The sequence below is a fragment of the Nocardioides seonyuensis genome (assembly GCF_004683965.1).
Taxonomy (GTDB): Bacteria; Actinomycetota; Actinomycetes; order Propionibacteriales; family Nocardioidaceae; genus Nocardioides; species Nocardioides seonyuensis.
In genome coordinates, this window is the sequence record NZ_CP038436.1 from 2877818 (window position 1) to 2899313 (window position 21496).

Consider the following 21496-nt stretch of genomic DNA (forward strand, 5'->3'; position numbering starts at 1 on the left):
GGGGCCCACCATCCTCTTCGACGGTCGGCGGCGGGCGCGCGTGTCGACCTTGGCTAGTAGTCGCTGATCGACCTTGCGGCGAGCAGCCGACGGAAGGACGTCACCCGGTCGACGTCGGCCTCGCCCCGGGCGATCGCCTCATCGAGACCGCACTCGGGCTCGTCGATGCCGTGGGTGCACCCGCGTGGACAGTCCTCGGTCATCTCGTCGAGGTCGGGGAAGGCCTCGATGAGCTGCTCGGGCTGGACGTGCGCGAGCCCGAAGGAGCGGATGCCGGGGGTGTCGATGATCCAGCCGTCGCCGTCGGGCAGCTCGAGGAGATAGGCGCTGGTGGACGTGTGGCGCCCGCGGCCCGTGACCGCGTTGACGATGCCGACCTCGCGGTGCGCCTGGGGAACCAGGGCGTTGACGAGCGTGGACTTCCCCACCCCGCTGTGGCCGACCATGACGCTGGTGCGCCCGCGAAGCCGCTCGCGCAGCTCGGAGAGGTCACCTGCGCCCTCACCCTTGAGCTGGGTGACCACCCACGGCACGCCGAGCGAGCGATAGGTCGACAACAGGGTCTCCGGGTCGGCCAGGTCGGCCTTGGTGAGGCACAGCAGGGGCGCCATGCCCGCGTCGTACGCCGCCACCAGCGCTCGGTCGATCAGGCGTGGGCGGGGCTCGGGGTCGGCGAGGGCGGTGACGACGACCAGCTGGTCGGCGTTGGAGACGATGACCCGCTCGACCGGGTCGTCGTCGTCGGCAGTACGACGCAGGGTGGTGGTGCGCTCGACCACCTCGACGATGCGGGCCAGTGATCCGTCGTCGCCGCTGGTGTCTCCGACGATGCGGACGTGGTCGCCGACCACCACGCCCTTGCGCCCCAGTGGACGCGACTTCATCGCCATGACGGTCCGGCCGTCGACCAGCAACGTGAACCGGCCGCGGTCGACCGTCACGACCCTGCCTGCGACGGCGTCGTCGTAGCTGGGGCGGTCCTTGGTGCGAGGGCGGGTGCGCCGACGGGGTCTCTCGTAGTGCTCGTGGTCGTGCTCGGAGTAGCGACCGCTCACGGCTGTTGCGTCCCGGCCGGTCCGCCCACGAGCCCTTCGACCAGCCCGGTCCAAGTCGCTGCAAAGCCAGGGAACGTCTTCGAGGTGGTGGCGATGTCCTCGACGAGGACCCCTTCGACCACCGCGCCCAGGATCACCCCGGCATGGGCCATCCGGTGGTCGGCGTAGGTGTGGAAGACGCCTCCGTGCAGGTCGCCCGGGCGAATCGTCAGGCCGTCGTCGTGTTCCTCCACGACCGAACCGAGCCCCCCCAGCTCTCGCGCGAGAGCCGCGAGCCGGTCGGTCTCGTGACCCCGGATGTGGGCGACGCCGCGCAGGTGGGAGGGCGAGTCGGCCAAGGCGCACAGCGCGGCGATCGCCGGCGTCAGCTCGCCGATGTCGTGCAGGTCGAGGTCGATGCCGTGCAGCTCGGCCGTGCCCGTGACGGTCAGTCCTCGGTCGTCGAGCACGACGTCGGCCCCCATGAGGGCGAGGACCTCGCGCAGTGCATCGCCGGGTTGGGTGGTGTGCCGAGGCCAGTCGCTCACCGTGACACGGCCGCCGGTGGCGGCGGCGAGGGCGAGGAAGGGCGCCGCGTTGGACAGGTCGGGCTCGATGACGTGGTCGACCGCGCGCAGCACCCCGGGAGCCACCGCCCACCGGTTGGCGTCGCTGTCGTCGACGTCGACGCCGTGCTCGCGGAGCATCGCCACGGTCATGTCGATGTGGGGGAGCGACGGCACCGGCTTGCCGACGTGCCTCACGTCGACGCCGTGCTCGAAACGGGCGCCGGCGAGGAGCAGCGCCGAGACAAACTGGGAGGACGCGCTTGCGTCGATCGTGACGGTGCCGCCGGGGACCGAGCCGGATCCGCGCACGGTGAAGGGGAGCGCTCCGCGGCCGCCGTCGTCGAAACGGATGCCGAGGGCGGCCAGCGCGGCGAGCATCGGGCCGACTGGTCGGTTGCGCATGTGGGGGTCGCCGTCGAAGGCCACCGTGCCCTCGGACAGCCCGGCGACCGGGGGAACGAAGCGCATCACGGTGCCCGCGAGCCCGCAGTCGACCTTGGCGTCGGAGGTCCAGGGACTCGGCGTGACGCGCCAGTCACCCTCGACCACGTCGACGTGCGTGCCCAAGGCGGTGAGCGCACCCGCCATCAGGTCGGTGTCGCGCGATCGGAGCGGGCGCCGAACGACGCTGGGCCCGTCGGAGAGTGCGGCGAGGAGGAGAGCCCGGTTGGTGAGGGACTTGCTGCCAGGAAGGCTGACCGCCCGGTCGACGGGCGAGGTGGGGCGGGGTGCTGCGTAGTGCTCCATCAGGTCAGCTGCGCGCGAGCCAGCTTGGCCTCGCGGCGGGCGTCCTTGGCGAGCTGGCGGGCCTCACGACGGACGTCACCTGCAGCGCGGCGGGCACGCCAGGCCATCCCCGGCTTGCCGTCGGTGTCGACCGCGGCGAGGAGCAGGCCGCCCAGGACGGAGACGTTCTTGAAGAAGTGGAGCTTCTGCTGGCTACGGGTGGCGGGGTCGCTCTCCTCCCAGAACCGGTGGCCCGCAGCCGTGGTCGGGACGAGGGACGCCGCCAGCACGGCAGCGCTCAGGCGCGGGGCGCGACCCGTCGCGAGCGCCGCGGCACCGGCCAGCTGGGCCGCGGCGTTGAGCCGGACCAGGGTGACCGCGTCGGTGGGGATCGGAGCGCCCGGCATGGCGCGCTGGGCCATGGGGACCACCTTGTCGGTGACCGGCTTGGCGCGGGCGGCGGACGCCTGGGCGTTCTTGAGCGCATTGACTGCGCCGACCACGAAGAGGGAGGAGAGCATCGGACGAGCGAGCAGGCGCGTGATGGTCATGTCACTTGTCTACACGATGGCGCCGACCGCCTGAAGGTCTCGCCCGGATCACGGAGCAGCGGTGGGGGCCGGGAGGACCCACTGACCAGCGTTGTTGTCGTCGCGCTCCTCGTTCGGGACGGCAGCCACCTCTGCGGTGATCGTGCCGCCCTGCGGGGCCGTCACGTACAGAGTCACGTCGTAGGGGCTGGTGTCGAAGCTGCACGTGACGGTGACGACACGGCGGTCACGAACCGGTGGGGTGCAGCCCGAGGACTCGAGAGCTTCCATCCTCGCGACGTCCTCTCCTGTGAAGGTGAGCACACCCGTCATGTCGGCGGGGAGCCCCTGGACCCTGGCCACGAGCTCGTACTGGTTGGGCCCGGCCAGCAGCGGATCGCTGAGGGTGAGCGCGAGGTCGACAGGCGTCGGAGTACCCGTCGGTGTCACCGTGGGCTCGTCGGTGGGAGACGCGGTCGGGTCGTCGGTGGGGGGCACCGAGGGTTCGTCGGTCGGGGAATCAGTGGGCTCGCTCGTCGGGGACCCGGTGGGGCTGGTGCTCGGTTCCAGCGTCGGCGTCGGCGTGACCGGCGGCGTGACAGGCGGCGTGACGACGGGCGTCGGGGGGACGGGGGGAGTCACCGTCGGCGTCGGCGGGACCGGGGGCGAAGCGGTCGGCGTCGCGGTCGGGATGCTCGTCGGGGTGCCGGTCGGCGTCGCGGTGGGAGTCGCCGTCGGGGAGGAGGTCGGAGTCGCCGTGGGTGTCGGCGTCGGAACAGCCTCGGTCGTCTCCACAGGTGTCGGCACGGGAACCGGAGGCTCCGTCGTCACCGGCGCGGGGATGGTGTCGGTGGCGGGGAGGGCCACGACCACGGGGGCCGTGGCCGCCTGGACGCGAGGATCGGCCGCCCGCTCCTTCGTGGTCTCCGGCTCGACACCGGCGACAGCCGCCGAGCTGGAAGGCACGAGGCTGGGTGCGGCGGTGGGGTCCGAAGGCAGGGGAGCGGTCCCTCCGCCTGCGATGACCGCGACCGCGCCCACCACCGCGACGCTGCTGGCCACCCCGGCCACGGCGGAGGTGGCGGCGTTCTGGACGACGAGATCCCGCAGCCTTCCCAGCACGAGCGCGACGCCGACCGGCGCGGACGTCGAGACCGATGCCACGTAGGCGGTCGCGACGCCACCGAGGAGCAGCGGCGCGAGGATGGCGGAGAGGTTGGAGTTGACCTCGGTCAGCTCCAGGTAGACCGCGGTGCAGGGGCGGCACTCCTGCAGGTGTGCCTCCACCTTGGCTGCATCCCGCCGCGCGATCGCGTTGCGGACGTAGGCACCGAGCTGCTGGTGCGTCCACCGGCAGGTGTCGTCCTCGAGCTCCGCGGCGTGCTGGCTCAAGAAGGCCTGCCGCAGCCCCTCGCGGGCCCGGTAGGCCAGCGCCGAGACGGAGTTGGCGCTCATCCCGAGCAGAGGCGCGATGTCGGCCGGCTTGCTGCCCTCGACCTCGGTGTGCCACAGGACGAGCTGCCAGCGCTCGGGGAGGGAGGCGAAGGCCTTGGCCGCAGCGGCGTTCTCGAAGCCCTCGACCGCGGTGTCGCGGAAGGGCACACCGGGGTCGAAGGCCTCCATGTCGTCGGTGGTGTGGAGCCTGGACCCGGCTCGCAGGCGGTCGACGCGGAGTCGCCGTACGGCGGTCAGCAGGTAGGCACGGAAGGCCACGTCGGGTCCGCCGCCACGTTGGAGGACGGTGAGCACCTTGACGAACGCCTCGGACACGAGATCCTCGGCATCACCGGCGGAGACCAGCTGGCGAGCCAGCCGACGCGCTGCTTCCGCGTGCCGTTCGAACAGCGTGCCGTAGGCCTCGACGTCGCCGCCCCGCACGGCGGAGATCAGCTCAGCGTCGCTGAGGGTCTCCGGGCTCGTGCTGAGAGCGGTCATCGCCTGTCCGTCGATTCGCATCGGGGTGGAGGCAGAACCGTGCCTCCGAGACTAGGAACTGTAACTCCCAGGGCGTTCCTTCTGCTCTTCTTCGAGAAATCTTTGCTTTCATTCCACGTCATGGGATCGCCGCCGGGTCGTTCCACCTGAGTCACGACACGAGGGAGGAGCAGCCGGTGGGCATCTTTGCCTCGCGAGCGCGTCGCGCCACGGCTGCATGTGTCCGGGCCAGGACGTCGATCGTCGAGGAGCAGGTCGCCGACGAGCAGACGGGGCTGCCACGTCGCCTCGAGGTCGTGGGGGAGGCCCTCCTCGCGGGCTCTGACCCGGTCCTCGCGTGCAGCGTCGTGGGGCGCGACCTGGCCCGTGACGGGCTGTCGGCCGAGGAGGCCATCGAGGCGCTCCGGGCCACCTGGTGGGCGGTCCGCGGGTGCGATCCGGACTTCGGCGCCGTGGCGGCTCTCATGGTGGCGTGGAGCGACACCACGCTCGGCTACCTCCACCAGCTCTCGTGCGTCGACCCGATGACGGGACTGGCCAGCCAGGCCCACCTCCGCAGCCGCCTGACCGACCTCTACCGCGCCCGGGTCCGTCCCAACGACACCCACGCCCTGGTGGTGGCCGAGCTGCCCGATGACGATGCCGACCCGTCCGAGGAGGTCGGGGACCACTTCACCCGGGCGATGCGCGTCACCCGCATGGGTGAGTGCGCACGCACGGTCTTCGTGCGAGACGAGATGGTCGCGCGTCTCGGGGCCGTCCGCGTCGGGATGCTCGTGGAGCGCGACGAGAGGCTGGGCCGCCGTGTGAAGGTGCTTCGCACCCTGCTCGCCAGCATCGACCCGCAGGTCAGCTCCCGGGTATGGATCGAGGGCCTGCCCGGCAGCAACGACACGGCTGCCGTGCTGCTCGACGAGCTCGCTCGCCGCTGAGCGTCGGCCCGCTGTCCAGCACGCCCTAGGGTGGGGCCATGTGCGGTCGTTACGCCTCCTCACGCAAGCCCGAGGACCTCGTCGAGGAGTTCGAGGTCGTCGAGAACCGCGTGCCGGCACCCTTGGCCGCCGACTACAACGTGGCGCCCACCAAGGAGGTCTACGCGGTTCTCGAGCGACCGGCGCGGCCGGCGTCCGAGGAGACTGAGGCCCGTGAGGCGGAGCGCCAGCTCCGGGTGCTGACGTGGGGCCTGGTGCCGTCGTGGGCCAAGGAGGCGTCCATCGGCAACCGCATGATCAACGCGCGCGTCGAGACCGTCGGCGAGAAGCCTGCCTACAAGCGCGCCTTCGCAGCGCGCCGCTGCCTGCTCCCGGCCGACGGCTACTACGAGTGGTACCCCACCGAGCGGACCAACGCGAAGGGCAAACCGGTCAAGCAGCCGTTCTTCATCCGCCCGCGGGACGGCACTGTCCTGGCGATGGCGGGCCTCTACGAGATCTGGCGCGATCCCGCCAGGGCCGACGACGACCCGGACCGCTTCCGTTGGACCTGTACGGTCCTCACCACCGAGGCAGAGGACTCGCTCGGCCACATCCACGACCGGATGCCGATGATGGTCGAGCGCGAGCGCTGGGACGAGTGGCTCGATCCCTCCGTCCCGGGCCAGTCCTCCTTGCTCGTCCCCGCGTCCCCCGGGACGCTGGAGGCATACCCGGTGACGACGTTGGTGAGCAACGTCCGCAACAACGGTCGCGAGCTGCTCGAGCCGCTACCGCTGGAGGACCAGGAGGAGCTGCCGTGAAGCAGGCGGTCGTGCGCTCCGTCGAGACGCCCCAGGGTGAGGGGCGGATGCACACGCGCCGGGCACGGCGGCCGATCGTCACCCTGCTGCTGAGCCACGGCGCAGGCGGTGGGGTCGAGGCCCGCGACCTGTGGGCGCTGGCCGATGCGCTGCCGGCGCAGGGGGTCTCGGTGGCGCTCTTCGAGCAGCCGTGGCGCGTGGCCGGCCGCAAGGTCGCCACCGCGCCGGCGACCCTGGACGCCGCCTTGACGTGCGCCGCCGACGCGATGCGCGTCCGCACGCCTCTCGTGGTCGGTGGGCGTTCGGCCGGAGCCAGGTCTGCCGCCCGTACGGCGCGCCGCCTCGGCGCCACCGGCTGCCTCGCCCTGTCCTTCCCCCTGCACCCGCCCGGGCGGCCCGACCAGTCCCGGCTGCCGGAGCTGAAGGCGGTCGGGCTGCCGACCCTGGTGATCCAGGGCGAGTCCGATCCGATGGGTCGTCCCGAGGAGTTCCCCGGGGACCTCGACCACGTGGACCTGTGCGTGGTGCCGGGCGCCGACCACGGGCTGAAGGTGCCCGCGCGAGGGCCCGTCACCCAGCAGGACGCTCTCGGCATCGTCGTGGAATCCACGCTGGAGTGGCTGGTTCGCGAGGTCGTCGGGAATCCCTCCGCGCGCTGAGGTGTTCCCCCCGTGTGCCTGCCTTGCTCGAACACCCGACGCGGAGCCCGGACGCTCTCGGCTCGACGACGCCGCAGGGCGCTCGACCGGCGGTAGTGTGGGTGGCGATGAATGACTCAGTGGACCCCGACGCGCTGCTGCGCGAAGAGACCGACGAGGAGCGCTCGGCACGCTTCGAGCGTGACGCGCTGCCGTTCCTCGACCAGCTGTACGGCGCTGCGATGCGTATGACCCGCAATCCCGCGGACGCCGAGGACCTGGTGCAGGAGACCTTCGCGAAGGCCTACTCGGCCTTCCACCAGTTCCGGCCGGGCACCAACCTCAAGGCCTGGCTGTACCGGATCCTGACCAACACCTACATCAACAACTACCGCAAGAAGCAGCGCCAGCCCCAGCAGTCGATGTCCGAGGACGTCGAGGACTGGCAGCTGGCTCGCGCGGAGTCCCACACCTCGACCGGGCTGCGTTCCGCCGAGACGGAGGCCCTGGAGCGCCTGCCCGACTCGGAGGTCAAGGACGCCCTCCAGCGGCTGCCCGAGGAGTTCCGTCTCGCGGTCTACCTGGCCGACGTCGAGGGATTCCCCTACAAGGAGATCGCCGAGATCATGGACACTCCCATCGGCACCGTGATGTCCCGCCTTCACCGTGGCCGGCGCCAGCTGCGCGACATGCTGTCCGACTACGTCCACGGCAACCACCTCCTGCCGGTGGGGACCGACGGAGGTAAGTCATGAGTCCGGAGAGCCCCGACATGCAACCGGGCGGCGAGATGCAGCACAGCAGCGAGGAGTGCGCCGACTACCTCGAGCGCATCGTCTACTTCCTCGACAACGAGCTCGACGAGGCCGACTGCGTCGTCGTCCAGACGCACCTTCGCGAGTGCGGTCCCTGCCTGGAGCGCTTCGACCTCCAGCGCACCGTCAAGGAGGTCGTGGCGAGGTCCTGCCACGAGACGGCGCCCGAAGCCCTGCGCGACAGGGTCCGGCTACGTATCCGCGAGGTGCAGGTCCAGATCCGCGAAACCTGAAGACGTCCACGAGATTGGCGCGGGCCGTCTCGGTTTGCGACAATGGGCGGCACGCCCTGAACGGGCAACCACCAGGGCAACACGATCGAGGAGTTCATCATGGGCAAGACCGGACGCAAGCGCCGCGCTCGCAAGAAGAAGGGCGCGAACCACGGCAAGCGCCCCAACGCCTGAGCGCACACGACACCACGTCGTAGACACGGACCCCCGGCCTCGGCCGGGGGTCCGTGTGCATTCTGTCCGCGTGCTGCCTCAGCCGACGCGTGACATGAAGCGGTCAGCGTCGACCACGACCCGCGTCACCTCGCCGGCGGCGACCACCTTGCCGTCGGCGGTGTGCCGCGCCGAGACGGTGAACCGGTGCAGGCGACCGTCGACGTACGACGACGAGGCGCTGACCTCGACCTCGGCTCCGACCGGGCTGGCAGCCAGGTGCTCCAGGCTCACCCGGGTGCCCACGCTGGTGCTCCCGTCTGCGAGGGCCGACTCGATCGCCGCGCACGTCGCGGCCTCGCACCAGGCGAGCAGCCGGGGGGTGCCCAGCACGGGCAGGGCCCCGCTGCCGACCGCGATCGCGGTGTCGGTGTCGGTGACGGTGAAGGTGAGCGCGGCGGCCAGATCGGGCATGGTGGCAAGGCAACCATCACCGGTCGCGGACGTCTACCAGGTGTGACCATCGACCTGACGAGCAGCCGCTCGAGGAACGTGAGGAGCAGCGTGACCCGCAGCCGCGCCCACGACGGCGCCGTCGACATCGCCGAGCTCTATGCCGCCCACCGGCTCTCGCTCGTGCGGCTGGCCATCCTGCTGGTGGACGACCTCGCCTCGGCCGAGGACGTCGTCCAGGACGCGTTCACCGCCCTCACGCGGCGCCGCGGGGCGATGGACGACCCGTCCAAGGCCCTTGGCTATCTCCGGGTGTCCGTGGTCAACGCCTCGCGGTCGGCGCTGCGGCGCCGGCGCACCGCTCGTGCCTACGTGCCGCCCCAGGAGGTCGGGCCGGCCACTCCCGAGGACCGCTTCGTGGTGGCGGAGGAGCACCGCGAGGTCGTGGCCGCCCTGCGCGAGCTGGCCCCGCGCCAGCGCGAGGTCGTGGTGCTGCGCTACTGGTCCGGCCTCTCCGAGGCGGAGATCGCCACCACCCTCGACATCAGCCGCGGCACCGTGAAGTCCACGGCCAGCCGCGCGCTCGCAGCCCTCGAGCGAGCCCTGGACCGACAGGAGGACGTGCGATGAGCACCCCCACCGACCTCGAGAGGCGTGTCTCGGAGGCGCTCTCCGCGCTGGCCGACCAGGTGCAGCCCGAGCACCTCTCACCGAGGGCCGCGCCCGCGGCGCCCGCGTGGCGTCGTACGCCGCTGCTCGTCATGGCGGCCGCCGCGAGCGTCGTGCTGGCCTTGGTGCTCACGCTGGTCATCGACCAGGGCGACGATCGCGTCGCTCCCGCGCCCCAGCCGGACAGGTCCGACGTGGTGGTCCCGCCGGACGTCGGAAGGGCCTGGGACCGGGTGGCGGACTCCGGGCCGGCCCGGCTCGACCTCGACGGCGACGGCGCCGACGAGAAGGTCAGTTTCCTCGGGGAGCCCAGCAGGGAGTACGACGGCCGGGTCAGGTTGCAGACGACGCTCAGCGGCGACGGCGCCGAGGCCTACGGGGTGGTGGACCTCGGCACGACGGTCGGCGTCGACACGTTGGAGCCCATCGACGCCGACGGCGACGGTGACGAGGAGATGGTCCTCTACTACACGGACCCGACCGACCCGATGACGACGCTGCCGATGGTGCTCGACCTGCGCGACGGTGTGCTGGTCGAGGCCGTGCCCACGGACCGAGAGCTGTTCAGGCGGGGGAGTCTCGAGGTCGAGGGCGGCACTGAGCACTACGACATGGTCCGGGTCGTCGACTACTGGATCGAGGGTGGCGCCATGTTCTCGGGAGTGTCCCGGGGCTCCTTCGCGTCGGTGGGGATGAGCCTCTTCCGGCCGGAGGAGCACATCGTCGACGTGGTGAGGTGGCGGTTGCGCGAGGACGGCGCGCTCGTCCCGGAGCCCGCCGACCCCTCCTGCGTCGTGGTGACCGCGGACGGCCGCCGGCGTGCATGCTCACCTGGGGAGGTCGACCCGCTTCCTGACGTGGCCCCGGTCGCCGACGAGCGCATCGCCGTCGGTTCGTCGTTCTCCGCGGGACCCGACTACCTCCGCTACCGGGCTGTGTTGGAGCCTTCCAGCACCGCGGGGGCCGACGCGGAGCTCGTGGTGACGGTGCGCAGCGGCGACCAGCTGCGCCTGCCCCTGCGGACCGGGTCGGAGCCGCGGGTCTTCACCACTGCGCCCTTCATCGCCACCGACGGTGGCTTCGATGGGGCGACCTTCCTGGTGGCGTCGGAGGACGGTGACGAGCCGGGGGCCATGTGGGTCGTGGCCGAGCTGGGTGGTCGGCTCGTGCAGCTCGATCCGGTGGGGCCGCTGCAGCCGGGCACCGGCTACCTCGACGACGGCCGGGCCCAGCGCACCTGGCTGACCCCTCGCGGTGGGCTGTTCACGGCGGTCGCCGACACAGCTGACGAGGCGGGCCCGTGGGAGCTGCGGTCGTGGGTGATGGTCGGCGACGCCCAGGTGACGGCGGTGCCGCGCGGGACCGTCTGCTTCACCGACCCTTCGGACCCCGGCACGGCCCGCGCCTGCTGAGGGCCGCGGTCAGATCCCGAAGGTGTTGCGCGGGTAGGCCGCCTCCACGTCGGTGATGACGTTGACGAGGTAGGGCACCCCCGACGCGTAGGCGCGGTCGAGCGCCGGGCCGATCTGCGTGGGGTCGGTGACGGTCTCGCCCGCACCGCCGAGCGCCGTGACCACCTGGTCGTACGGCGTCCGCTGGGCGAGGTCGGCGGCCACGTCGTAGCCGTAGAGCATCTGCATGGGGCCCTTCTCCAGGCCCCAGGCGGAGTTGTTGCCCATGACCATGACGACGGGGAGGTCGTGTCGGACGAGGGTGTCGACGTCCATCAGCGAGAACCCCGCGGCGCCGTCGCCCAGCAGCAGGGTCACCTGCGCCGACGGGCGAGCGATCCTGGCGGCGATGGCAGAGCCCAGGCCGGCGCCCAGGCAGCCGTAGGGTCCGGGGTCGAGCCAGCCGCCGGGCCGCTTCGGCTCCACGAACTTGCCGGCGAAGGACACGAAGTCGCCACCGTCGCCGATGACCACCGAGTCGTCGGCGAGACGAGGCACGAGCTCGCCGTAGATTCGGGCGGGGTGGATCGGGTCGGCCTCGGCGGTGAGCAGCTCGGCGTCGCGGGCGGTGGCGGCCTTGACCAGGTCGGCGAGCTGGTCGGACCAGGCGGACCAGTCGGGCTTGGCGCCGCTCTCGATCGCCGCCTGGATGCCGTCGAGGACGGTGGTGAGGTCGCCGGCGACCGACGCGGCGAGGTCGGCGTGGCCGGACACCTGACCGGGGGAGTCGGCGACGTGCACGACCTTGGCGAACGCGCCGTCAGGGTTCTTGTCGGGGCCGCCGAAGACGCCGTAGCCGAGGCGGAAGTCGAGCGGCGTGCCCACGACCACCACGAGGTCGGCACCGGAGAGTGCGGCGCCGCGGGCCTTGGTCACGAGGTGACGGTGACCGCCGGGCAGGATGCCGCGGCCCATGCCGTTGGTGAGGGTGGGGACACCGAGGTCCTCGACGAAGCGCAGCGCCGCCTCCTCGGCGCCGTCGGCCCACACGTCGGTGCTGAGGATCAGCACGGGACGCGACGCCTCGGCGAGCAGGCCCGCGACCCTGCGGACGGCCTCGGGGTCGGGCTCGAGGCGGGTCGTCCCGCCTGCGCCGACCGTGCCGCTGGCGGAGTTGAAGAACTCGTCCATGGGGATGTCGACGAAGACGGGCCCCCGGTGGCTGGAACGTGCGAGGGTGAATGCCTCGTCCATCCCCTCAGCCACGTCGGCGGCAGTCATCAGGGTGCGTGCGGACTTCGCGATGGGAGCGATGATCGGCGGCTGGTCGAGCTCCTGCAGCGCGCCGGTGCCCCAGCGGTTCTGCGGGGCACGACCACCGACGACGACCATGGGGGAGCCGGCGAACTGCGCCTGGGCGATCGCCGAGATGCCGTTGGTGACGCCGGGTCCGGCCGTCAGCACCGCCAGGCCCGGCACGCGGGTCAGCTTGCCGGTGGCCTCGGCGGCGAACGCCGCGGTCTGCTCGTGGCGCACGTCGAGCAGTCGCATCGCGGGGCCCTGACCGTCCTGCTGAGTCTTGACCGCGCCGTCGTACATCGGGAACACGTGGGCCCCGGAGAGGGTGAACATGGTCTCGACGCCGTGCGCGCGGGCGACCTGGACAGCCAGCTCTCCGCTGTGTCCGGTGATCTCGCCGGTGCTGCTCGTGGACGTCTCGGTGGGCTCTGAGGTCATGCAGCGCAGGCTAGTCGACCTCGGCCGGCTGGCGCGGCGCCTGCAGGTATTCGCTGTTGGTTGCGCGGAGGGCGTCGATCACCGTCAGCAGGAGGTCGGGACGCACCTGGGGAGGATCAGCCGCCAGGGAGAGCTGGACGAAGAGTGCGCGGAGGAAGTTCTGGGGGTCGAGGGTCCTGGCGTAGGGGTTCTCGGTGGCACTGCCCAGCGCACGCGCGGACGCGGCGATGCGCGCGATCCAGGGCTCGAGGATGCTCAGGCTGACGACGTTGCGGCGCAGCACGGCCATCGTGGCCACGGCCATCCGGTCGGGCTCCCCGGAGAGCAGCGGAGCGGATGAGGGCATCAGCAGGCGATCGGCCACGACGTCGAGGAGGACGGTGAGCTCGTTGGCGGCGAAGTGGGGAGACCCGGCGAGGACCCCGATCGCGTCCGCTCCGTGGGCGATCGCATGGGCCCACCCCTTCCCCTGCACGTAGCCGCGGGTGTCACGCTCCCGCAGGTACCACGTCGCGATGTGATCGCCCCACTCCAGGACCTTGGATCCCGGCAGCAGGTGCCGCTCGTTGTTGTGCTGGAGGCACTCGGAGAGGACCAGTGCGCTGAAGCTGCGTCGGAAGACCGAGTCGGTCCCCGACTCGCCCAGCCCGCTCTGGAGCCCCGCCACCATCCCATCACCCAGCCCGGCGAGGAGGTCGTCGTAGACCCCGCGGTCGATCCAGGTCGCCAGCACCGGGTAGGCGGTGCCGTCGCGCACCTCCGCGGCCGTGGAGCCGAGCATCGAGGTCAGCTCGGCGGTCAGCTCGTCCAGGGGGCGGTCGGCCGGCACCTGGAGGCCGGTGCGCTGCACCTGCTGCCAGTAGTCCGAGACCATGTCGCCATCCTGCCAGCAGTCACAACCTGCCCATAGGCTGGGGAGGTGCCGTCGCTGCCCGAGCTCGTGCGTGCCCACACCGACCTCGACGAGGACGACGTGGAGTGGCTGCGCCTGCTCATGGCCGACTGGCAGATCCTCGCCGACCTCTCCTTCGCCGACCTGGTCCTGTGGCTCCCGGACCGCGACGGCAGGGGTTTCTGGGCAGGTGGGCAGATGCGACCCACGACCGGTCCCACCGCGCTCGTGGACGACGTCCTCGGCACGTTCGTCCCGGTCGGGCGCCGACGCATGATCGACGAGGCGTTCGAGCTCGGTCGTGTGGTGCGCGAGGGCGATCCGGAGTGGCGTGACGACGTCCCCGTCCGGGTCGAGGTCATCCCGGTCCGCCGCGACGGTCGGGTGATCGCGGTCGTCGTGCGCAACACCAACCTCCTCGGGGTGCGCACGCCCAGCCGGCTCGAGCTGAGCTACCTCCAGACGGCCGGAGACCTCACGCAGATGATCGCCACGGGAGCGTTCCCGCAGCCCGGACAGCGCGGCGACCACGCGGACTCGCCGCGGGTCGGGGACGGGTTCGTGCGCCTCGACCCGGGCGGGCGCGTCGTCTACGCGAGCCCCAACGCGCTCTCCGCCTACCGACGTCTCGGGCTCCAGGGCGACCTGAGCGGTCTGGTGCTGACCGACCTCACGCGTGACCTCGTGCCCGCTCGTCGACGGCTGGACGAGGAGACCCTCAGCGCCGTGCTCGGTGGCCGCGACGTCCGAGACGCCGAGGTGGCCTCCGACGCCGTGACGCTGATCGTGCGCAGCATCCCGCTCCGGCCGCGTGGTGATCGCATCGGCGCGCTCCTGCTCGTCCGCGACGTCTCCGACCTGCGGCGTCGCGACCAGGAGCTGGTCACCAAGGACGTCACCATCCGCGAGATCCACCACCGCGTGAAGAACAACCTCCAGACGGTGGCTGCTCTGCTCCGGCTCCAGGCCAGGCGGATCGAGGAGCCCGGGGCCCGCGCGGCGCTCGAGGAGGCCGTCCGCAGGGTCGGCACCATCGCCGTGGTCCACGAGACCTTGAGCCACGCCGTGGAGGAGACGGTCGACTTCGACGAGGTCGCCGACCGGCTCGGATCGATGGTCACCGAGGTCTCGGGAGTCGAGGCCGCGGTGCGTGTCGTACGCCAAGGCAGCTTCGGCTCGTTGCCCTCGGCCATGGCGACGGCGCTGGCGATGGTCCTGACCGAGGTGCTGCAGAACGCCGTCGAGCACGGCTTCGCCGGCCGTCCCGCAGACCAGCCGGGACAGATCATGGTCACCGCGCGCCGGATCGTGGGGCGCCTCCACCTGATCGTCGAGGACGACGGTCACGGGCTCCCGGAGGGCTTCGCGCTCGACGGGTCCGTCAACCTCGGGCTGTCGATCGTGCGGACCCTCGTGGAGTCGGAGCTCGACGGCGTCCTCGAGATCGGTCCGGGCGTCGGCCGAGGCACTCGCGTGCAGGTCGACGTGCCGCTCGGCTGAGGGAGGCTGCGCCGAGTGGCGCTCGCGCCCCGGTCAGGCGGTGCGGATGCGGGCGCGCGCGTTGCGACGCTTGAGCGCCCGGCGCTCGTCCTCGCTCAGTCCACCCCAGACGCCGTGGTCCTGACCGGCCTCGAGCGCCCAGGCCAGGCACTGCTCGCGGACGTCGCACCGCCGGCACACCTGCTTGGCCTCCTCGATCTGGAGGATGGCCGGGCCGGTGTTGCCGATCGGGAAGAACAGCTCCGGGTCCTCGTCGAGGCAGGCAGAGCGGCTGCGCCAATCCATGAGTCGGGGTTTTCCTCTTTCTTCAGGCCGGGCCGGGGGTGGTGGGCCCTTGTGCAGTGCAGGGGCGCGCCGGTGTCAGGGCAGGATCATGCGAGACGCACGGGGCGCAGCGACCAGCGTCGCAAGAGATGAGGGCCGGCACAACCCCCACGCGTGGTCACTTCCGTCACAACTACTCTAGGCGATGTGCCACACACAGCCGCCGATCGGGGTGGAGCAGCCGGACGCTCGGCCCCTCCGCCACTGCTGACAGCCGCCTCGGTGGTGTTCGTGGAGGCCGTGCTCCTGCTGGGCCTCGCGGTGATGGAGAGCGCGTCGCTGCACGGCGAGCGACTCACGATGGGGCTGACGACCGCGCTGTTCTTCCTCGGGGGCGCCCTCGGACTCGGTGCGTGTGCCCGGGGACTCGCGAGGCGGCAGCGGTGGGGCATCAGTCCGGTGATCGTCGCGCAGCTCATCGCCCTGGGCTTGGCCTGGAACCTCTGGGAGGGCCAGACCAAGCCGTTCGCGGCGATCCTGGCGGTGCTGGCGGTCGTGGTCGTGGCGGGGCTCGCCCACCCGGCCAGCATGGCTGCCCTGGAGGTCGAGGAGACCTGGCCGGACGACCCTCCGGGCGAGCCGAAGACCTAGTCGGACTCGAGAGACTCTCGAAGCTGCCCCAGCGTGCGGGTCAGCAGGCGCGACACGTGCATCTGGGAGACCCCGATCTCCTCGGCGATCTGGGACTGGGTCATGTTCTTGAAGAAGCGCAGCAACAAGATGCGCTTCTCACGCTCTCCGAGGCCTTCGAGCATCGGGCGGATCGACTCGCGGATCTCGATGTGCTCGATGTGGGAGTCCTCGGCACCGAGCATCGCCAGCATGCTCGGGGCGCCGTCCTCGGAGTCGTTGGAGGCATCGAGGGACAACGTCGCATAGGCGTGGCTGGACTCGATGCCCTCCATGACCTCCTCCACGCTGCAGCCGAGCGCGTCGGCGAGCTCACGCGGTGTCGGCGAGCGACCCAGCTGGTGGGTCAGCTCCTGGGTGGAGGTGGAGATCTGCATGCGTAGCTCCTGGAGCCGCCTCGGCACGCGGATCGCCCAGCCCTTGTCACGGAAGTAGCGCTTGACCTCGCCGATGACGGTCGGTGTCGCGTAGGTCGAGAACTCCAGGCCGCGCTCAGGCTCGAAGCGGTCGACCGCCTTGATCAGGCCGATGGTGCCGACCTGGACGAGGTCCTCGAACGGCTCGCCCCGGTTGCGGAACCGTCGCGCGCAGTGCTCGACCAGGGGTAGGTGCAGGTGGACCAGGTCGTGGCGGGCCTGGCCACGCTCGGCCTCGGAGGAACCGGGGTCGTGCAGGGTGGAGAAGAGCTCGGCGCTCTGCGCGCGCACGCGCTCCAGGTTGCTCGGCGTCTCGTCGCCCACGTCCTCCACCGCGGAGTCCCCCGTGTCGTGTAGCCCCATGTCAGCGGTCTGGACCCGACATCTGTGGGGCGAGCTGCGATCTCACCGTGAACCTGATCGCGAACCTTCCGTCCCCCGACCGCGCGGAGGCGTCCTGGGCGAGGGTGTCGAGGACCTGCCAGGCGAACCCGTTGGGGTCGAGCGTGGGCTCGTCGGTCGTCTCGGCCTCGATCTCCACGGTGAGCAGTCCCGCACCCGGCCCGAAGGTGAACCTGCAGAAGACGTCCGATCCCGGGTCGGCCGTCGGGATCACCAGGGCGGTGGCCTCGCTCATGGCGATGCGGAGGTCCTCGATGTCGTCGATGGTGAAGTCGAGCCGCGCGGCGAGCCCTGCGGCGGTGGTGCGGACGACTGCGGCGTAGACGCTCTCGGCGGGGAGCCTGAGCTCGACATCAGGCCGCGGCTCAGTCGTGCCGGCCTGCTGGGGCTGGTCTTGTCGTGTCCAGGCCATCTGGGTCTGAGTCCCGTCTCGATGCTGATGGGCGTTCTGTCCGAAACCCTAGCCCGGAGACGCCGACGCCGCCCGCGGCAGGGCCGGGGGCGGCGTCAGAAGGCGTCGGGCAGGGCGCTCAGGCCTTCTTGGTCTCCCAGAAGATCTCGGCGATCTCGTCGATCTTGGCGAGGAGCTCGTCGGCCTTGGCGGCATCGAGCTCGCCCTTGGTGCCGGAGGCGCCGGCCAGCTTGGTCGCCTCGTTCACGAGCGTGTGGAGCTGGGGGTACTTCTCGAAGTGCGGCGGCTTGAAGTAGTCGGTCCACAGCACCCACAGGTGGTGCTTGACGAGCTCGGAGCGCTGCTCCTTGATCATGATGGCGCGGGTGCGGAAGTCTGCGTCGTCGCTGTCGAGAGCCTTGGTGATGATGGCCTTGACGGACTCGGCCTCGATGCGGGCCTGAGCGGGGTCGTAGACGCCGCACGGCAGGTCGCAGTGGGCAGAGACCTCGACGGTCGGCGCGAACCAGGCGGAAAGGTTGCTGGGGCGAAGCATCGGGTTCCTCTCGATCGGGAGCTGCGTCTGGCTGCGACACTACTCCGCGTGCCGCCAGGTCTGCAGCGGGGTCTTGCCCGCATGAGAGGTCGTGTGGGAATGGCGATCGTGCGTGGTCGGTCGATGGAGCCCGCGCTGCGGGAGGGCGACCGCCTGCTGGTGTCGTACGGCAGGCGGGTGCGACCCGGCTCGCTCGTGGTGGCGCGGTTCGCCGACGGCACTCTCGCCGTGAAGCGGGCCGCGGACCTCCGGGCGACGGCCTCGGGTGCGCCTGGCTGGTGGCTGCTCAGCGACAACGCCGACGAGGGAGTGGACTCACGGCATCGCGGACCGGTCGCCGTGGAGGACTGTCTGGCCGTTGTGGTCGCACGCCTGTGGCCCTCACCACGGCTGGGACGACGTCTGTCCGGAAGGTGAGCTGTGAAAGACTTCCCCCATGCATGCCGAGCGCCATCCCCATTCCGGCGACCCGGTGTTCGACCTCCACGTGGGCGGCAAGATGGAGACCGTCTCCACCGTCGAGCTGACGGGCCCTGACGAGCTCTCGCTGGCCTACACGCCGGGGGTCGCGAGGGTGTGTGAGGCGATCGCCGCCGACCCGTCGATGACGCAGCACTACACCTGGGTGCCCAACACCGTGGCGGTCGTCACCGACGGCACGGCCGTGCTCGGCCTCGGGGACATCGGTCCGGCTGCAGCCATGCCCGTGATGGAGGGCAAGGCCGTGCTGTTCAAGCAGTTCGGTGGCGTCGACGCGGTGCCGATCTGTCTTGACACCACCGATGTCGAGGAGATCATCGAGACCGTCGTCCGCCTGGCGCCCAGCTTCGGCGGGATCAACCTCGAGGACATCTCGGCACCCCGGTGCTTCGAGATCGAGGAACGGCTCAAGGAGCGCCTCGACATCCCTGTCTTCCACGACGACCAGCACGGCACCGCCGTGGTGGCGCTCGCCGCGCTCCAGAACGCGTTGCGGCTCACCGGTCGCTCGCCGGGCTCCACGCGCGTGGTCATCTCCGGGGCCGGCGCCGCCGGAGTCGCGATCGCGAAGATCCTGCTCGGCGCCGGCATCACCGACATCGTGGTCACCGACCGTCGCGGCGTGGTCAGCTCCGAGCGCTCCGACCTCACGCCCGTCAAGCGTGCTCTCGCCCAGCTCACCGCCGACCGCACGGGCCGCAGCGGCACCCTGGCGGAGGCCCTCGACGGCGCAGACGTCTACCTCGGCGTCTCGGGCGGCACCGTGCCCGAGGAGCTCGTCGCCACCATGGCTGCGGAGGCGATCATCTTCGCGATGGCCAACCCCACGCCCGAGGTGCACCCCGACGTCGCCCACAAGTACGCCCGCGTGGTCGCGACCGGACGCTCCGACTATCCCAACCAGATCAACAACGTGCTGGCCTTCCCGGGCATCTTCCGTGGCGCCTTCGACGTGCACGCGACGGCCATCACCGAGGGCATGAAGCTCGCTGCCGCCAACGCTCTCGCGGAGCTCGTGGTGGACAACCTGCGCGAGGACCTGGTGATCCCCTCGCCCTTCGACCCACGGGTCCCCGGCGCGGTGCGCTCGGCGGTGGCCGAGGCAGCGCGTCTCGACGGGGTCGCCCGCCGCTGAGGGCCGTCCGAGCCCCACTAGGCTGCTGGACATGTTCGCTGTCTACGCAGAGTCCTTCTCGGCTGACAACCCGCTGGACGGCCTGGTGGTGGGCGAGCGCCCCGATCCCGTGGCTCCCGAGGGGTGGGCCACGGTGACGGTGAGGGCCGCCAGCCTCAACCACCACGACCTGTGGTCGCTTCGCGGGGTCGGGCTCAAGGAGCAGGCGCTCCCCATGATCCTCGGCTGTGACGCCGCAGGCATCGACGAGGACGGCAACGAGGTCGTCGTCCACGCCGTCGTCAGCGACGCCGACTGGACCGGCGACGAGACCCTCGACCCGAGGCGGTCGCTCCTCTCCGAGCGTCACCAGGGCACCTTCGCCGACCAGGTCGTCGTACCCCGCCGCAACCTCGTGCCCAAGCCGGCCTCGATGTCCTTCGAGGAGGCGGCCTGTCTGCCGACGGCCTGGCTGACGGCCTACCGCATGCTCTTCGTCCAGGGCGACCTGAGGCCGGGCGAGACGGTGCTCGTCCAGGGGGCTGGCGGCGGGGTGGCCACCGCCCTGATCACGCTGGCGCGGGCTGCGGGACTGCGGGTGCTGGCCACCAGCCGCGACGAGGCCAAGCGTGCTCGAGCCCTCGAGCTCGGCGCCCACGAGGTGTTCGAGTCCGGCGCCCGTCTCCCGGTCAAGGTCGACGCCGTCATGGAGACGGTCGGGCGGGCCACGTGGAGCCACTCCGTCCGCTCGTTGCGCCCCGGCGGGCGCATCGTCATCAGCGGTACGACGTCGGGGCCGGCGCTCGACGACGCCGAGCTGACCCGCATCTTCTTCCTCCAGCTCTCGGTGATCGGCTCCACCATGGGCACCCGCGACGAGCTCGAGGCGCTGGTGAGGTTCATGGACGCCACCGGCACCCGGCCGCTGATCGATCGCACCATCCCGATGGACCAGGCTCGCGACGGCTTCGCAGCCATGGCCGAGGGCGACGTGTTCGGGAAGATCGTCTTCAGCCGATGAGCGGGCAGCACCCTCGGACCCACGTCGTCACCGGCGCCGGGTCGGGCATCGGCGAGGTGCTCGCGACGCGTCTGGCCGAGCGAGGTGACAGCCTCGTCCTCCTGGCGCGGTCGGCGGCTCGCGCCGAAGAGCTCGGCAGTCGCTTCGCCGACGCGCAGGTGCTGGTGGCCGACCTCGCCGACCCCGGCATGCTCAACGGACTGGGGCGCGAGATCGACGGCCCGGTCGACTCCCTGGTCCATGTCGCCGGGGTGGTCGAGCTCGCGGAGGTCGCGCGACTCCGCCTCCAGGAGATGGAGCACCAGCTCGCCGTCAACCTCGTCGCTCCGGCGCTGCTGACCCGCGAGCTGCTGCCCCACCTGCGTGCCGCCCGCGGCACGGTCGTGTTCGTGAACTCCACGTCGGGCCTGTCGGCCAGCGCGAAGTGGGGCGCCTACGCGGCCTCGAAGTTCGGTCTGCGGGCGATGGCCGACGTGCTGCGCGAGGAGGAGAAGGGGGCCGGTGTGCGGGTCACCTCGGTCTTCCCCAGCCGAACCGCCACGCCCATGCAGGAGCAGGTCCACGAGCAGGAGGGCGTCGACTACGACCCCACGCGGTGGATCCAGCCCGCCACCGTCGCCGACATGGTCCTGCACGTGCTCGACCTGCCCGAGGACGCCACGGTGCCAGAGGTCGTCGTACGCCCGCGCTGACTATCTTGGGTGAGGTGGCGGCCGCGCGTGCCGTCCTGCAGACAGGGATCCCGCGATGGCGGTTGCGCATCGGAACGTGCTCGACCGACTCGACCGGTTGCCGTGGTGGGCGTCGGTGGGAGTCGGCGTGGTCGCCGTCATCGTCGGGGTGGCGCTGGCGACACGCCCCCTCACGTCGTTGAGCGTGCTCGGGCCGTACCTGGGCGTCACGCTCCTGCTCGTGGGCGCAGCCGAGCTGGTGGGGGATCGGCAAGCACGCCGGTGGTGGGACGTCGTGCGGGCTGCTACCTGGATCGTGGTCGGTGTCCTCGTCCTGACCTGGCTGCGGAACAGCTTCGACCTGATGGCGCTCGTGCTCGGTGCCGTGCTGGTGGTCGACGGGGTCGCGCGGACCTGGGAGTCGGGACGCTCGGCCGGCGCGGACCGAGTCTCGGGCCTGTCCCTGGGGGCCGCCGAGGTG

General features: G+C 71.4%; 25 protein-coding genes and 1 pseudogene. 15 read left to right on the forward strand and 11 right to left on the reverse strand.

Annotation, left to right across the window (positions count from 1 at the left end; genetic code table 11):
- Nucleotides 1–53 precede the first annotated feature (53 nt).
- The 4 genes from rsgA to EXE58_RS14005 are packed head-to-tail and all read right to left on the reverse strand — an operon-like array spanning nucleotide 54 to nucleotide 4794.
- Nucleotides 54–1055 (reverse strand): ribosome small subunit-dependent GTPase A, encoded by a 1002-nt coding sequence (gene rsgA, locus EXE58_RS13990; RefSeq protein WP_135268453.1) that lies wholly within the window; start codon nucleotides 1053–1055, stop codon nucleotides 54–56.
- Nucleotides 1052–2350, reverse strand: a complete 1299-nt coding sequence (gene aroA, locus EXE58_RS13995; protein WP_135268454.1) for a 3-phosphoshikimate 1-carboxyvinyltransferase — start codon at nucleotides 2348–2350, stop codon at nucleotides 1052–1054. Before aroA ends, rsgA begins: the two co-directional genes overlap by 4 nt.
- Nucleotides 2350–2880 (reverse strand): DoxX family membrane protein, encoded by a 531-nt coding sequence (locus EXE58_RS14000; protein WP_135268455.1) that lies wholly within the window; start codon nucleotides 2878–2880, stop codon nucleotides 2350–2352. Before EXE58_RS14000 ends, aroA begins: the two co-directional genes overlap by 1 nt.
- Nucleotides 2881–2928: 48 nt before the next feature.
- Nucleotides 2929–4794, reverse strand: coding sequence for a sigma-70 family RNA polymerase sigma factor (locus EXE58_RS14005; protein WP_208544020.1), 1866 nt, complete (start codon nucleotides 4792–4794; stop codon nucleotides 2929–2931).
- Between the two features lie 176 nt (nucleotides 4795–4970).
- Here EXE58_RS14005 and EXE58_RS14010 point away from each other — a divergent pair, with 176 nt between their 5' ends.
- The 6 genes from EXE58_RS14010 (at nucleotide 4971) to EXE58_RS20505 (ending at nucleotide 8389) form a co-directional block, all read left to right on the forward strand.
- The gene (locus EXE58_RS14010; RefSeq protein WP_135268457.1) at nucleotides 4971–5726 is read left to right on the forward strand and encodes a hypothetical protein; all 756 of its coding nucleotides are present in this window, start codon (nucleotides 4971–4973) and stop codon (nucleotides 5724–5726) included.
- Between the two features lie 38 nt (nucleotides 5727–5764).
- The gene (locus EXE58_RS14015; protein ID WP_135268458.1) at nucleotides 5765–6529 is read left to right on the forward strand and encodes an SOS response-associated peptidase; all 765 of its coding nucleotides are present in this window, start codon (nucleotides 5765–5767) and stop codon (nucleotides 6527–6529) included.
- Nucleotides 6526–7188 (forward strand): alpha/beta hydrolase family protein, encoded by a 663-nt coding sequence (locus tag EXE58_RS14020; protein ID WP_135268459.1) that lies wholly within the window; start codon nucleotides 6526–6528, stop codon nucleotides 7186–7188. The genes EXE58_RS14015 and EXE58_RS14020 overlap by 4 nt, the downstream gene beginning before the upstream one ends.
- 107 nt (nucleotides 7189–7295) lie before the next feature.
- Nucleotides 7296–7922 carry a sigma-70 family RNA polymerase sigma factor gene (locus EXE58_RS14025; RefSeq protein WP_135268460.1) on the forward strand — a complete coding sequence of 209 codons (627 nt, stop codon included), beginning with the start codon at nucleotides 7296–7298 and terminating at the stop codon, nucleotides 7920–7922.
- Nucleotides 7919–8215 carry a mycothiol system anti-sigma-R factor gene (gene rsrA / locus EXE58_RS14030; RefSeq protein WP_244242234.1) on the forward strand — a complete coding sequence of 99 codons (297 nt, stop codon included), beginning with the start codon at nucleotides 7919–7921 and terminating at the stop codon, nucleotides 8213–8215. The genes EXE58_RS14025 and rsrA overlap by 4 nt, the downstream gene beginning before the upstream one ends.
- A gap of 99 nt (nucleotides 8216–8314) precedes the next feature.
- Nucleotides 8315–8389, forward strand: coding sequence for a 50S ribosomal protein bL37 (locus EXE58_RS20505; protein WP_369759046.1), 75 nt, complete (start codon nucleotides 8315–8317; stop codon nucleotides 8387–8389).
- Between the two features lie 78 nt (nucleotides 8390–8467).
- Here EXE58_RS20505 and EXE58_RS14035 read toward each other — a convergent pair whose 3' ends face one another.
- A complete protein-coding gene (locus EXE58_RS14035; RefSeq protein ID WP_135268461.1) occupies nucleotides 8468–8842 on the reverse strand; it encodes a thioesterase family protein in 375 nt (124 codons plus the stop codon).
- A gap of 90 nt (nucleotides 8843–8932) precedes the next feature.
- On the opposite strand from EXE58_RS14035, the gene EXE58_RS14040 reads away from it, so the two are divergent.
- Nucleotides 8933–9451 carry a SigE family RNA polymerase sigma factor gene (locus EXE58_RS14040; protein WP_244242235.1) on the forward strand — a complete coding sequence of 173 codons (519 nt, stop codon included), beginning with the start codon at nucleotides 8933–8935 and terminating at the stop codon, nucleotides 9449–9451.
- The gene (locus tag EXE58_RS14045; RefSeq protein ID WP_135268462.1) at nucleotides 9448–10902 is read left to right on the forward strand and encodes a hypothetical protein; all 1455 of its coding nucleotides are present in this window, start codon (nucleotides 9448–9450) and stop codon (nucleotides 10900–10902) included. The genes EXE58_RS14040 and EXE58_RS14045 overlap by 4 nt, the downstream gene beginning before the upstream one ends.
- A 9-nt stretch (nucleotides 10903–10911) precedes the next feature.
- Here EXE58_RS14045 and EXE58_RS14050 read toward each other — a convergent pair whose 3' ends face one another.
- Nucleotides 10912–12618: an acetolactate synthase gene (locus EXE58_RS14050; RefSeq protein WP_135268463.1), complete on the reverse strand. Its 1707-nt coding sequence runs from the start codon at nucleotides 12616–12618 to the stop codon at nucleotides 10912–10914.
- Nucleotides 12619–12628: 10 nt separating this feature from the next.
- A complete protein-coding gene (locus EXE58_RS14055) occupies nucleotides 12629–13492 on the reverse strand; it encodes a DUF2785 domain-containing protein (RefSeq protein ID WP_135268464.1) in 864 nt (287 codons plus the stop codon).
- A gap of 45 nt (nucleotides 13493–13537) precedes the next feature.
- On the opposite strand from EXE58_RS14055, the gene EXE58_RS14060 reads away from it, so the two are divergent.
- A complete protein-coding gene (locus EXE58_RS14060; RefSeq protein ID WP_135268465.1) occupies nucleotides 13538–15010 on the forward strand; it encodes a sensor histidine kinase in 1473 nt (490 codons plus the stop codon).
- Between the two features lie 33 nt (nucleotides 15011–15043).
- Here EXE58_RS14060 and EXE58_RS14065 read toward each other — a convergent pair whose 3' ends face one another.
- Complete coding sequence (locus EXE58_RS14065; protein WP_090969765.1) at nucleotides 15044–15295, reverse strand: WhiB family transcriptional regulator; 252 nt, start codon at nucleotides 15293–15295, stop codon at nucleotides 15044–15046.
- Nucleotides 15296–15481: 186 nt separating this feature from the next.
- Between EXE58_RS14065 and EXE58_RS14070 the strand changes: the two genes are divergently transcribed.
- Entirely contained in the window at nucleotides 15482–15925 is a 444-nt protein-coding gene (locus EXE58_RS14070) for a hypothetical protein (protein ID WP_135268466.1), read from the forward strand.
- Here EXE58_RS14070 and EXE58_RS14075 read toward each other — a convergent pair.
- The 3 genes from EXE58_RS14075 to sodN all read right to left on the reverse strand — a co-directional run bounded on the left by EXE58_RS14075 (nucleotide 15922) and on the right by sodN (nucleotide 17729).
- Nucleotides 15922–16743 carry an RNA polymerase sigma factor SigF gene (locus EXE58_RS14075; protein ID WP_135268467.1) on the reverse strand — a complete coding sequence of 274 codons (822 nt, stop codon included), beginning with the start codon at nucleotides 16741–16743 and terminating at the stop codon, nucleotides 15922–15924. The two genes, EXE58_RS14070 and EXE58_RS14075, sit on opposite strands and share 4 nt — an antisense overlap.
- A 1-nt stretch (nucleotide 16744) precedes the next feature.
- Nucleotides 16745–17194 carry an ATP-binding protein gene (locus tag EXE58_RS14080; protein WP_135268468.1) on the reverse strand — a complete coding sequence of 150 codons (450 nt, stop codon included), beginning with the start codon at nucleotides 17192–17194 and terminating at the stop codon, nucleotides 16745–16747.
- A gap of 118 nt (nucleotides 17195–17312) precedes the next feature.
- A complete protein-coding gene (gene sodN / locus EXE58_RS14085; protein ID WP_135268469.1) occupies nucleotides 17313–17729 on the reverse strand; it encodes a superoxide dismutase, Ni in 417 nt (138 codons plus the stop codon).
- 81 nt (nucleotides 17730–17810) lie between these two features.
- Between sodN and EXE58_RS14090 the strand changes: the two genes are divergently transcribed.
- From EXE58_RS14090 to EXE58_RS20545, 5 genes and pseudogenes are all read left to right on the forward strand, one after another.
- Nucleotides 17811–18146 (forward strand): S24/S26 family peptidase, encoded by a 336-nt coding sequence (locus tag EXE58_RS14090; RefSeq protein WP_135268470.1) that lies wholly within the window; start codon nucleotides 17811–17813, stop codon nucleotides 18144–18146.
- A 19-nt stretch (nucleotides 18147–18165) separates the two neighbouring features.
- Nucleotides 18166–19344 carry an NAD(P)-dependent malic enzyme gene (locus tag EXE58_RS14095; RefSeq protein WP_135268471.1) on the forward strand — a complete coding sequence of 393 codons (1179 nt, stop codon included), beginning with the start codon at nucleotides 18166–18168 and terminating at the stop codon, nucleotides 19342–19344.
- Between the two features lie 31 nt (nucleotides 19345–19375).
- The gene (locus tag EXE58_RS14100) at nucleotides 19376–20344 is read left to right on the forward strand and encodes a zinc-binding dehydrogenase (RefSeq protein WP_135268472.1); all 969 of its coding nucleotides are present in this window, start codon (nucleotides 19376–19378) and stop codon (nucleotides 20342–20344) included.
- A complete protein-coding gene (locus EXE58_RS14105; protein WP_135268473.1) occupies nucleotides 20341–21036 on the forward strand; it encodes an SDR family oxidoreductase in 696 nt (231 codons plus the stop codon). The genes EXE58_RS14100 and EXE58_RS14105 overlap by 4 nt, the downstream gene beginning before the upstream one ends.
- Nucleotides 21037–21091: 55 nt before the next feature.
- Nucleotides 21092–21430: pseudogene (locus tag EXE58_RS20545) on the forward strand (DUF308 domain-containing protein); the annotation flags it as partial.
- Between the last annotated feature and the right edge of the window lie 66 nt (nucleotides 21431–21496).